At 65.7% G+C, this 12973-nt stretch carries 1 protein-coding gene; it reads left to right on the top strand.

Annotated elements, in window-relative coordinates:
• Positions 1–204 precede the first annotated feature (204 nt).
• Complete coding sequence (locus C4K27_RS14475) at positions 205–12909, top strand: filamentous hemagglutinin family protein (protein WP_053260965.1); 12705 nt, start codon at positions 205–207, stop codon at positions 12907–12909.
• Positions 12910–12973: the final 64 nt, after the last annotated feature.

A 12973-nucleotide genomic window follows, 5' to 3' on the forward strand; every position in this document is an offset into this window, starting at 1 on the left:
ATCGGCAGGGTTCGTGTAACAGCCGGCAATGGCTCAAGCCATTGCCGGCTTTCTCGTTTCCGCCTGTTGTCGCGTAGATGAACTTTGCATGACAAGAGTTCGGTCGTGCCTGCCCATAACCGCCTTAGCAGTAATCCCGCGAATGTTTTGGCGGCAACCGTCGTACCCGCCATTCGCCCGAACCGTAAGAAGGACTCGCAAGTGATGCGCTCTGAGCCGAATCTGTCTGTTTCCCGACTCATCAACGCCTCTGCTGCCAATGGACAGCCGGTGTTGCGACTCAAGCCGCTGGCGCATGCCATTGCCTTGTTGATGCTTGCCGGCACGGCCCAGGCGGCGCAGCCCCAGGCTTTCAGTTCGGGCTGGTTCGGGGCCATGGGCGCGAACCAGGGCGCCGGCGCGGCACATCCATCGGTGGCGCAGCCGGCCGGTACGCCACCGCCTCTGGCACAACAGCAGCGGGTCAGCAGTCAGCTGCAACGCTCTATGAGCAATCTCAATAACACCGTGGCCGCCATCGCCGCCCAGCAGGCCGCGCAAGCGGCCGGGCGCGCGGCGGCGCTGACTGCGCCGCAGACCCTGCACAACGGCCTGGGGGGCAATGGCCTGAATGTGCTGGTCGGGGCCGACGGCAAGCCGCTGTTCGTCAATGCCGAGGGGCCGGTGCAGACCGATGCCAACGGCAAGGCGCTGGTGTCGATCAAACAGACCGCCGACAAAGCGATCCTCAACTGGGAAACCTTCAACATCGGCCGTGACACCACCGTTGAGTTCCAGCAAAACGCCGATTGGGCCGCGCTCAACCGCGTCAACAACAGCACCTCGCCGAGCCAGATCCAGGGTGCGCTCAAGGCCGACGGCACGGTGATGATCCTCAACCGTAACGGCGTGGTGTTCAGCGGCAGCAGCCAGATCAATGTGCGCAACCTGGTGGCGGCAGCCACCAGCATCAGCGACGAGCAGTTCAACAACCGTGGGCTGTTCAGCGCCAGCGACAGCGCGCCGACGTTCAGCGACGCCGCTGGCAAGGTGCTGGTGGAGCAGGGCGCATTGCTCCAGACCCACACGCCAGGTTCTTCCACCTCCAGCGGCGGTTATGTGCTGTTGCTGGGCAAGGAAGTGGATAACGCGGGCAGCATCAATACCCCACGGGGCCAGACCGCTCTGGTCGCCGGCGACAGCTTTGTGATCAAGAAAGGCTACAGCACCGACGGCAACCCGACCTCGACCACCCGTGGTAACGAGGTCGTCGCTTCAGGCGGCGGCAAGGTCAGCAACCATGGCTCGATCCTGGCGGCGACCGGCGACATCACCCTGAGCGCCCAGGAGGTGCTGCAACAAGGCCTGGCCCTGAGCAGCACCTCGGTGGACGCCCGTGGCACCCTGCACCTGAATGCCCGGGGCAGCGACGCCAAGGTCACCCTGGGCGAGGGCAGTACCAGCGCGATCCTGATCGACAGCAGCACGGCCCTGGACAGCCAGCGGGACGGGTTGCTGACGCCAGCCTTGAACCAGGCTGGAAACGCGACGCCGGCCGATACCTATCGTCGCGACCAGTCACTGGTGGAGATCGTCAGCGGCGGCAGCGTGGACTTCCAGAGCGGTTCGATCACCCTGGCCACCGGCGGCCAGGTCGCGGTGAATGCCGGGCAGCGCAGCCTGGTGCGCGACGGTGCGGTGATCGATGTGTCGGGGGCGGTGGGCGTCAAGGTGGCGATGGAGTCCAACAGCGTCAAGGTCAATATCCAGGGTAACGAGCAGCGTGACGCCTCGGTCAACCGCGACAGCAAGAACCTCAACAACAACGATGTCTGGGTCGATGCCCGCGAGCTGGTGCTGGTCCCGGCGGGGACCAACGGCTACGCCACGGATCGCTGGTACACCGCTGGCGGCTTACTGGAGGTGGGCGGTTATCTGGGCACCCAGCCGCACAACGTCGGCGAATGGATGGCCCAGGGTGGCAGCGTACGTCTGAGCGGTAATGAGGTAGTGACTCAGCAGGGTTCGCAGATCAACCTCTCCGGCGGCACCCTGGACGTGCAGGACGGGATGATCCAGCAGACCTGGCTGCGGGCCGCCGATGGCCGGCTGATCGACTTGTCCAGGGCTCCGGGTGACATTCTCTACAGCGGGCTCTACAAGGGCTTCGAAGAACACAGCGTGCGCTGGGGCCAGACCGAGTATCACTACAACCCGTTGATCGCCCCCCGCGAGCGTTTCGAACAAGGCTACAGCGTGGGTCGAGACGCCGGCCGCCTGGAAGTCAGCACTCGCAATGCGGTACTCGAAGGGCAGATCGTCGGTGATACCTTCCAGGGCGATCGCCAGACTCAGGCCCCACGCCCGGGGCTCGATGGCTACCAGCAGGGACAAAACGCCGTGGCCCGGGGCGGGCAGTTGGTGGTGGGGGCTTATGTGCCTTACTACGTCAAGGACAGCGCCAGCCTGCAGTACGCCCTGAGTGCCGATGCCAATACCGTCAAGCAAGTGGTGCTGGGGCAGGCCGCGGCGATAGCCAATGGGCTGGACCTGGACACTGTTCTGCCCGATGAGCGCAAGGGCACCTTGTGGCTCGACACCGAGCAGCTCAACGGCTTCCAGCTCAGCAGCATCAAGGTCGCCGCCACCGGCAGCATTCTGGTTGATGGTGCGCTGCAGGTCAGTCCCGGCGGAGATATCACCCTGTATGGGCCACAGGTGCAGGTTGATGCCGACCTGACAGCCCATGGCGGCAGTCTCGCCCTGGGCAATGTGCTGCAGCAGATCACCAGCAATGGCAAGCTCGACACCACCCTGGCGGCGACGGGGGGCAAGCGCGCGACGCTGACAGTTGGCAGTGGCGTCCGGCTGGACGCCAGCGGCCTGTGGAGCAACCTGTTGCTGGACCCCGCCGATGGCAGTCGCTTGCCTTACCTCAATGGCGGCAGCGTCTCGCTGCGCAGCAGCGCTGATGTCGCACTGGAGAGCGGCAGTCTGATCGACGTGTCGTCGGGCGCGGCGCTGATGAGCGACGGCAAGACCCGCGCCGGCAAGGGCGGCAATGTCACCCTGGCGGCCAATGCCAACAGCGCGGCGGCTATCGGTACGCTCGCTTTGGACGGTGAGTTGCGCGGCTATGGCGTGAACGGTGGCGGCACCTTGAGCCTGCAGAGCGGCAAGGTGCTGATTGGTGAGCGCGCCGCCGACACTGCTGCCGACACCCTGGTGCTGGCCCCGCAGTTCTTCGACAAAGGCTTCGCCGCGTATGACATCACCGGCAATCAGGGGCTGAAGGTGGCCGACGGGGCACAGGTCGAGGTGACCCAACCGGTGTATCTGTTGGGCGATCAGGCCAGGAGTATGGCAACGGGCGCGGACCTGACCTCTGTGCTGGAGCGCTGGCTACCGGAGCTTTACCAGGAAGACCCGATCAAATCCGTACTCGGCCAGCGCCAGGGCGCGAGCATCAACCTGCGGGCCGGCACCTTGCGTTCGAGCGCGGCGGACATGGACAGTACCCAGCTGGTGGTGGGTAAGGGATCGGCCATCAGTGTCGATCCGGGCCAGTCGATCACCTTGGGCAGCATCGGTCAGTTGACCGTGGACGGTGCATTGAATGCCTGGGGCGGCGCCATCACCTTGAGCGGTATCTCGGTTGCGCCGGATGTGGCCGAAGCCGTCGAGAGCGCCGGTCATGGCCGCTCGATCTGGGTGGGGGAACAGGCGGTGCTCGATGTCGCCGCGCGGGCGGCTACCGCGACCGATGCCCTGCGGCGTCGCTACGGGAAGGTGGACGCGGGTGGCAGCATCGTGATCGGCGGGCAAATCGATCCGCAGACCGGTATCGCCAGCGCGGCCAATCAATTCGTGGTGGTGCGTGAAGGCGCGCGCCTGGAGGCTTCCGGCGCCCAGGCCATGGTCGATGTGGCGGGTCAAGGGCCGGTGGCGATTGCCAGCGGCGGCGGCAGTATTTCCCTGGCGTCGAACAATGGCTTGTACCTGGACGGCAGTTTCAACGCCCACGCTGGTGGCAGCGGCGCGGCGGGCGGCTCACTGAATGTGGCGCTGGAGACACCGCTCTACCGCACCAATGCGTCGCAGCGGGTGCGCCAGGCGCGGGAGATGGTGGTTGGCCAGAACAGCGCCGACAGCTTGCTGCCCGGCGGCGCCGGTCCCGAAGCCGCGCAAGGCGCCCTTACCTATGGTCATGCCCGGCTGGGGCTGGACAAGGTCCAGGTGGGCGGTTTCGATAACCTGTCGCTGCTCAGCAATGGCCTGATCAGTTTCGACGGCGCGCTGTCGCTGGTCCTGGGGCAGAGCCTGCAGTTGTATGCCGGCGCCCTGGCGTTGAACGATGGCGCCGCGACCGGTTCGCGGGTGCAACTGGCCGCGCCTTATGTACGCCTGGCGGGTGTCGGCGCGGTGGATGCACCTGATCGCTCGATGCGCCCTACAGTGCAGGGTGGGGTTTCGACCCAGGCTTCGACGGGCAGCCTGTTGGTCACGGCGGGTAACGTACTGGACATCCGCGATGGCGTGAGTATCGGTGCCCACGGCACCACCGCCAGCGGCCTGAGCCAGGCCATAGACCGCCGTGCCTTCGATGACACGCAACTGATCAGCCAGGGCGACCTGCGCTTCCTGGCCAGCACCGTCAATACGCGCAACACCAACCTGAGCACCCAGGCCGACCTGCGGCTGGCCGCTGTGCAGATCTACCCGGCCACCGGCGCGGTGGCGCAGGTGCTTGCGGGTTATCGGGGCAATGGCCTGGACTACGACCCGGACCGCACCCTGAGTATCGGGCGCACCGGCAGCGCCAATCCGGCGCAACCCTATTCGGTGTTCGGCAAACTGACCCTCGGCGCGTCGGTCATCGAGCAGGGCGGGGTGCTGCGGGCGCCCCTGGGCAATATTTCCCTAGGCACCCAGGAGGGGATATTGCGTTACACCAAACAACTCAGCCTGCTGCCGGGCAGCCTGACGTCGGTCAGCGCCGCGGGCCTGACCTTGCCCTATGGCGGCACGGTGGACGGCGTGACCTGGCGTTTCGACGGTCAGCAAGTGGACTTGCTGGGCGTGGGCGGCACCAGCTCCAACGCCAACCTGGTGGTGGGCGCGCAACTGCTGGGGCAGTCGATCGCGGTGCAGCAGGGCGCGGTACTGGACCTCTCCGGCGGCGGCCAACTGCTGGGTGCGGCATTCGTGTCCGGGCGCGGCGGTTCGACCGATGCGCGCTACAACCCGTTGGTGCAGTTCGGCGCCGATGGCCGCTTTACCTTACCGGGGCTGGATACCAACCCGGTGTACGCCATCGTGCCCGGGGTCCAGGCAGGCGTCGCCCCCAGTGGCGGCGAGGCGGGTGCGACAACACCCCTGGTGGGCCAGCAGATCAGCATCGACGCGGGCGTCCCCGGCTTGCCGGCGGGCACCTACACCTTGTTGCCGTCGACCTATGCCTTGCTGCCGGGGGCGTTCCGGGTCGAGATCAATGGCTTGGCCGCGCCATTCGGCGCGACCGGGCTGACCCGTGGGGCTGCCATGAGCAACGGTTCCTGGTCCAGCGCGGGCCGGCTGTCCATTGCCCAGACCGGGATTCAGGATGCCTTGACCCGACAGGTGATCCTGACCCCGGCCGCGGTGCTGCGCAGTTACTCGCAATACAACGAAACCCCGTATGCCGATTTTGTCCGTAGCGATGCCGCGCGCCAGGGCGTGCCTCGCGCCGCGCTGGAGGCCGATGGCAAAACCCTGCGGGTCAGCCTGATCGCCGGCCGGAGCGGTGCCCCCAACGGCTTCGAGTTCGCCGGGGTAGCACGTTCGGCGGTGGCCGAAGGTGGTTTTGGCGCGAGCCTGGAGGTGATGTCCGGATTCAGCTCCAGCCCCATCGAGATTCTGCCGGCCGGTGCCACTGCCAGCGGCAACGGGGTGGCGTTCCATGCCGATGATCTGAACGCCATTGGCACGGCCCGCATGAGCATTGGCGGAGCGCCGACCGTGGTGTATGGCCAGGGCGGCAATTTTGTTGGCTTCGACGCGAACCGTGCCGCCGAGTCGGTGACGTTGCGCCAGGGCGCGACCTTGTCGGCCCCCGAAGTATTCCTCGTTTCCGGCCTGCCCAGTGGCGCGATTCAAATCGAGCAGGGCGCATCGATCAACACCCTGGGGCGTGGCGAAGCGGCTTACGACTCCACCGATGGTTTCATCTACCAACCCGGACTTCGCAGTGTGCTGGCCGTCTCCAATGGTGTGCTGCAAATGCTCGCGCCGACCGAGGGCGATATTTCCCGGGGGCCTGGCAGTATCTTGATAGGGGACTGTGCACAGGCTGCCTGTCAGGGCGAAACCACGCTGTACTCCCAAGGCACCATTGCCTTCGCCACCACCAACACCTTCAGGCTGGGCGACGCGGTGCGTTACGGTACCCGTCACCTGGCGCTGGCGGTCGGTGGGATCAATGTCGGCAGTCCAGAGGCGTTGGCCGCCGCCCAGGCGCGCAATGCACTGCCGTCGGGGTTGACCCTCAACCAGGACGTGATGAACCGCTTGCTGCGCGGCGATATCGCCAGTGGGGCGCCGGCCCTGGAAACCCTGTCGTTGACCGCCGGCCAGTCATTGAATTTCTACGGCAGCACCACCCTGAGCACCCTGGACGGCAACGGTCAGTCGATGCTCGACAATCTGATGCTCAGTACCCCGGCGATCTATGGCGCCGGCGCGGCCGGCGATGTGGCGCTGATCCAGACCGGCAACCTGATCTGGAACGGCGCCGCCGGTACGCCCGCCGCGGTGATCGCCAACGGTGCCGGCACCGGCAGCGGCACCCTGGAGATCCAGGCCCGGCGCATCGAATTCGGCTATGGCCCCAACACTCAGCCCGATCCTTTGGCCGACTACGCCCGCCTGGCCCTGGGCTTTGCCAACGTCAACCTCCGCGCCAGCGAGCGGCTGACCGCTAACCATAAGGGCAGCCTGGCGGTGTACCAGTCCCAGGGTGCCTATGAAGCCGGCAAGGGCTTCGCCTACAGTGGCGGCAACCTGAATATCAGCACACCGTTGCTCACCGGCGAGGCCGGTTCGGTCAATCGCCTCACGGCGGGGGGCGACCTGCGGTTGAGCCGCGCGCCGGGTCAGCAGGCGGCCTTGCCGGCCATCGACAGCCTTGGCGCTGAAGTGTTGCTGGCCGGCAGCAACGTCGAACTGGACAGCGCCGTGGTCCTGCCCAGCGGCAAGCTGACGGTCAATGCCGAGCATGCCTTGAACCTGACCGACAGCGCGCAGCTGGACCTGGCCGGGCGCCAGGTCACCTTCAACGAAGTCAGCCAATACAGCTGGGGCGGCGATGTGATTCTGCAAAGCCGCGAGGGCGATATCCGCCAGACGGCGGGATCGCGGATCGACCTGTCGGCCCGGAACAACCACGGCGGCAATCTGAAAGTGCTGGCGGTGGGCGAGGGTGGCGGTCAGGTGGACCTGCAAGGCGCGCTGCTCGGCGCCAGCAGCGGGTATTACGACGCCGGCGGCACCCTGGTGCCCTACAAGGCTGGCAGCGTCGATATCCGCGCGCAGACCCTGGGGGACTTCGCCGCGCTCAACCAGCGCCTCAACCAGGGCCAGGTATTCGGCGCCCGCAGCTTCCAGATCAAGCGCGGCGACCTGACCATCGGCAACGAACTCAAGGCCGGCGAAGTCAACGTGTCCGTGGACAACGGCCAGCTGACGGTGCTGGGCAGCATCGACGCCAGCGGCGAGCGGGTCGGCAGCATCCGCCTGGCCGCCAGCCAGGGCCTGACCCTGGGCGGCAGTGCCTTGCTCGATGCCCATGGCACGGCCCTACGGGTCGACAGCTACGGCAAGATCATCGACTCGCCGAACCGTGCGCTGGTCGAACTCAACTCTGGCCAGGGCCAATTGACCCTGGCCGACGGCGCACGCATCGACCTGCGCCATGGCACCTCGGTCGCTGCCGGTACGGCGCCTGGCCAGTACGACGGCCAGGCCCGCGGGACGCTGGAGCTCAATGCCCCGCGCCTGGATGCCAACGATCCGACCCTGGGCGATATCGCCATCGACGCCAGTGGCCGGCTGAACATCCTGGGGGCTCGCTCCATAGCAGTGAACGGCACCGCCCGTTACACCGATGCCCCCGAGGGCACGGCGCCGGCCGCCAGCGGTCGGCCGTACCAGGTGATCGATCAGGCCTACCTGGACGCCAAGCATCAGGACAGCCAGCGCTTTATCGACAATGCCCTGGACAATGCCAGCTTAATGAACGGCAAGCTGGCCGGTTTGAACAACGCCAGCTATGCCGACGCCTTCCACCTGCGCCCGGGGCTGGAGATCGTCACCCAGGGCGATCTGGTGATCAGTGGCGACCTTGACCTCTCCGGTTATCGCTATACCAGCGTCAACCCCCATGCGCAGAAAACCGCGGTGTATGGCTCGGGCGAGCCAGGCAATCTGGTGATTCGCGCGGGTGGCAACCTGGATATCTACGGCAGCATCAACGACGGTTTCGCACCGCCACCGCCGACCCCGGACGATTCCGGCTGGGTACTGACACCTGGTCGTCAGGCCTTTGGCGGCGACGTGGTGGTGCCGGGGCCGGGGGTGACGCTGGCTGACGGCAGCCTGTTCCCGCCCGGCAAGACCCTCAACTACGCGTTGCCGATCAAGCCGGTACGCCTGGCGCAGGGGACCGTGCTGCCGGTCGAGGCGACCCTGCAGGCCCCGCTGGAACTGCCGGCCGGCACCGTGCTGCAAGCAGCGGTGCGCGACAGCGCCGGCAATCAGGTGTATGCCGCCGGCACCCTGATCCGCGAGGCCGTGACCCTGGCCAGCGGCATGACCCTGGACGCTGGAACGCGACTGCCCCGTGCGGCCTCGCTGGGCGCCATGACCTGGCCGGCCGGGGTGCCGTTGCCGAGACGCGACAGCTTTGGCCCGAACAACCCGGACGGCGTGCAACTGGCCGGCTCGCTGGCGCTCAAGGTGGGCGCGTTGATCCCGTCGGAAACCGATATCAAGTTGCCGTCCGGGGTGATTTCGGTGCCTCTGCGCACAGTGACCGGCGGGCGCCAGGGCAGTAACTGGGCCGTCGCTCCGTTGTTGCCGGAAGGCTCGTTGTCCTGGTCGATGCGCCTGGTTTCGGGGGCCGATACTCAGGCGGCCGACACCCGGGCGATCAAACCGGTGATGGCTGGCGACCTGACCTTGGCCGACACCCATTACGCGGTCCTCGAGGGGCACGAGACCATCATTATTCCGGGGACTCCGGAGCGTCCGGCGGGGGCCTGGTTCTGGAACGAACTGGGGGTGTTGATCGACCCGAGTTTCGTCGAAGGTACGCGGGTCGCGCCGGCGGATGAAACCTGGTGCGCACAAGAAATGTGCAACCGCTACAACTACGTCTGGAGCGATCTGGGGGTGTTGATCGACCCGAGCTTTATCGAGGGTACGCCGGTGACGGCGGAGTATGAGTCCTGGTGTTCGGATGGATTGTGTGTCTCGCTGGGCGAGGCCATTCCCGGCACGCCGGAGCAGGTCATCGTCGGCCCGGTGAACAGAGTGACGCCAGTCACCCAGCACTTCAGCGTATTGCGCACCGGGACCGGGGATCTGGAGCTGCTGGCGGCGGGTAATGTGGCCATGCAGTCGTCATATGGGGTCTATACCGCCGGGGCTTCGACGGCTGCACGAGCCGGCGATCTGCAGGCTGCTTTCGATCAGGCGCGCAGTCGGGGCAGCGATGGCAGTGTCCTGGGCAGTGCAGGGGCTGCTTACGAAACCCTGGTCAACGAGGGCCCAGGGAGTCTGTATGCGGCCTGGTACCCGGATCAGGGCGGCAACCTGCTGTTGCGTAGCGGTGGAAGTCTGACCGGCGATGTGTTCAGCAGCTACACCCTTCCGCGTAACGAGAATGCTCGTACTCAATTGGCCAGTTCTAACCTGGGCAATTGGCTCTGGCGTCAGGGGACGGGCGACACGGCCGGGGTTACACCGATTCCTGCCAGTTGGTGGATCAACTTCGGTACTTATGTGAGTGGCCGCGGAGGCGAGAACACCGGTAATCCCGATAGCAGCTTGATTGCGCAGTTGCCAATGCTGGTGGGCTTTACCGGTATCGGCACCTTGGGTGGCGGCAATCTGACCCTGGACGTGGGGGGGGATGCCGGCTTGCTCAGCCGTCGTGGTGCTCCGGACGCGGTTTCCTCGCCACGCAGTCAGGGGCTGGTGCTGGCGGTGGGCAGCAGCGGCCGAGTGACCCCGACAGGCGAGTTGTTGCTGACCGGAGGTGGCGATCTGGATGTGCGCGTCGGTGGCGGTCTGAACCCCGGATTGTCGGCTCGGGCCGCCACCACTACATCATCGATTACTAATCCGCTCTCCACCGACTACACCCAGCAGGATCTGCGTCTGAACGGAGTCTTGAGCAACCTGCGTGGCGCGCTCGGCCTGCAAGCCTCGAGCCTGGGGGGGATTGCCTTGAACTATGGCAGTCTCGCGCTATCCAACGACCGCAAGGAGACCCGCGCCTACGATCCGTTCAATGCGTCCCTGGGCACCGCGACAGGGGGCATGGTGTTGATGCTCGGCGACGCCACGGCCAGCTTGGCCACCCGTGGTGACCTGGTGCTGGCCGGTACGGGCGACCCAGGGCGGACGTCTACTGAAAACGCCTCGGCATTCACCTATGACGGTACTTCTTATGGAACGGGGGGCTATGGCTGGTTCTCGCTGTGGACCGATAGCACTGCGATCAACCTGTTTTCGGCGGGTGGCAATCTGACCCCGAGCGTGCAGGCCGGTGATATAGGCAGTAACGGTCAACCTATTGGCAACCGCAACAGCTCGCCGACCGATGGCCGATTCATCTTCCCTTCGCAATTGAGCGCAGTTGCCGTCAGTGGCGATGTGTTCATCGGCGGCTCGGCGTTGGGGGGTACGAGTAACAACTCGCAGTACGCGTTGCTGTTGGCGCCGTCGACCCAGGGTCGCCTGGAAGTGCTGGCCGGGGATTCGATTTATGCCGGCGGGTATTCCATCAACCAGTCTGGAGCCGCTCTGAGCGCGATGCCCACGCCTTTTACACCGGCATTCGCGGGTTGGGGTATGGACCCTAATAACCCCATAGCTAACCCCATAGTGACTAATCTGAGCAGCGATGGCATTACGATCCCGAACACCAAGGCCGAGTTTTCGCTGTTTGCCTTTGGTTCCAACACCGCCAGCAATCAGTTTGCCAGCCGTGACGCGGCGCGCTTTTATGCGGTTGGCGGGGATATAGTCGGGTTGCGCAGTGGTGAAATACTGAACTTCGCCGCCGGTTCACGGCTTGGACAAACCTGGTACGAAGCGGCCGGGCCGGTGTGGATGAAGGCGGGGCGCGATATTGTCAACTCGGGAACTGCTTTGGGCGAGCCGACAGGGGTCCCCGGCATCATTGCCAGTTCCCTGGGGAATATAATGCCCGATGTCGGCACCAGCAGCGGCAACCTGTTTGTCCATAACAACCCCAACGATATCTCCATCGTTTCCGCCGGACGCGACCTGCTGTTCAGCTCCTTCAACGTCGCCGGCCCCGGCACGCTGGAGATCAGCGCCGGACGCAATATCCTGATGCAGGACAAGGCCTCGGTGAGCAGTCTCGGTCCGGTGGTGGCCGGCGACTCGCGGCCTGGCGCCAGCGTCGTCATGCAGGCCGGTGTCGGGGCCGCCGGCCTGGATTACCTGAAGTTCGTCACGCCCTACCTGGACCCGAGCAATCAGGCCGAGGCCGGCGTGCCGCTGGCCGAGCAACGGGGCAAAGTCGCCAAGAGCTATGAAGCGCAATTGTTGCAGTGGCTCAAGGAGCGCTTTGCCTTCGAGGGTTCCGGCGACGAGGCGCGGGGCTACTTTGCCAGCTTGCCGGCGGAGCAGCAGCGGGTTTTCGCCCGTCGCGTCTACTTCGAGGAACTGCGTGAGGGCGGCCGCGAATATAACGACGCCAACGGCCCGCGTTTCGGCAGCTTCCTGCGCAGTCGCAACGCGATTGCCGCCTTGCTGCCGAGCAAGGATGTGGCGGGTAACCCGATCGTTTACGACGGCGACATCACGATGTATGGCGGCGCAGGCGTACATACGCTGTTTGGCGGCGATATCCAGATGCTCACCCCGGGCGGGCAGCAGGTATTCGGCATCGAAGGCGAGGCGCCGCCGGCCAGCGCCGGGGTCATCACCCAGGGCGCCGGCGATATCCAGTTATATTCCCAAGGCAGCATCCTGCTGGGGCAGAGCCGGGTCATGACCACCTTTGGCGGGTCGATCCTCGGCTGGTCGAACGCCGGCGACATCAACGCCGGGCGCGGCTCCAAGACCACCGTGATTTACACCCCGCCCAAGCGGATCTACGACAACTGGGGCAATGTCACGCTGTCGTCGAACGTGCCGAGCTCGGGGGCGGGGATCGCCACCCTGGCGCCGATTGCCGAGGTGCCCGCCGGGGATATCGACCTGCTGGCGCCCTTGGGCACCATCGACGCCGGCGAGGCGGGGATCCGGGTGTCGGGCAACGTCAATATCTTCGCCCTGCAAGTGGTCAACGCGGCGAATATCCAGACCCAGGGCAAGTCCTCGGGGATACCGGTGGTGGCGTCGGTCAATACCGGGGCCCTGACGTCGGCCAGTTCGGCGGCGTCTTCGGCGACCCAGGCCGCCGAGGATGTGGCGCGCCAGCAGCAGGCGGCGGCGCGGCAGAATATGCCGTCGGTGTTTAGCGTGCAGGTGCTGAGTTTCGGCCAGGAACGCCTGGCGCCGACCCAGGATGGCGCCAGCCGGGCCAACCCCGGCTACAACCCGGACAGCCCGGTGCAAGTGCTGGGCGCCGGGCCGCTGAGCGATCAGGCGCGTCAGCAGTTGACCGAGGAGGAGCAGCGGCAACTGACCTTATAGGTTCTCTCGTGGCAACACGCTTGGGGGCGATCATTGATCGCCCCCTTTTTTTGCAGACCTGCCA

The organism is Pseudomonas chlororaphis subsp. chlororaphis (assembly GCF_003945765.1).
GTDB lineage: Bacteria > Pseudomonadota > Gammaproteobacteria > Pseudomonadales > Pseudomonadaceae > Aquipseudomonas > Aquipseudomonas chlororaphis.

Bases quoted from the DNA above. Each gene is read 5' to 3' on its own strand.
- C4K27_RS14475 (WP_053260965.1), top strand. From the start codon at position 205: ATGCGCTCTGAGCCGAATCTGTCTGTTTCCCGACTCATCAACGCCTCT.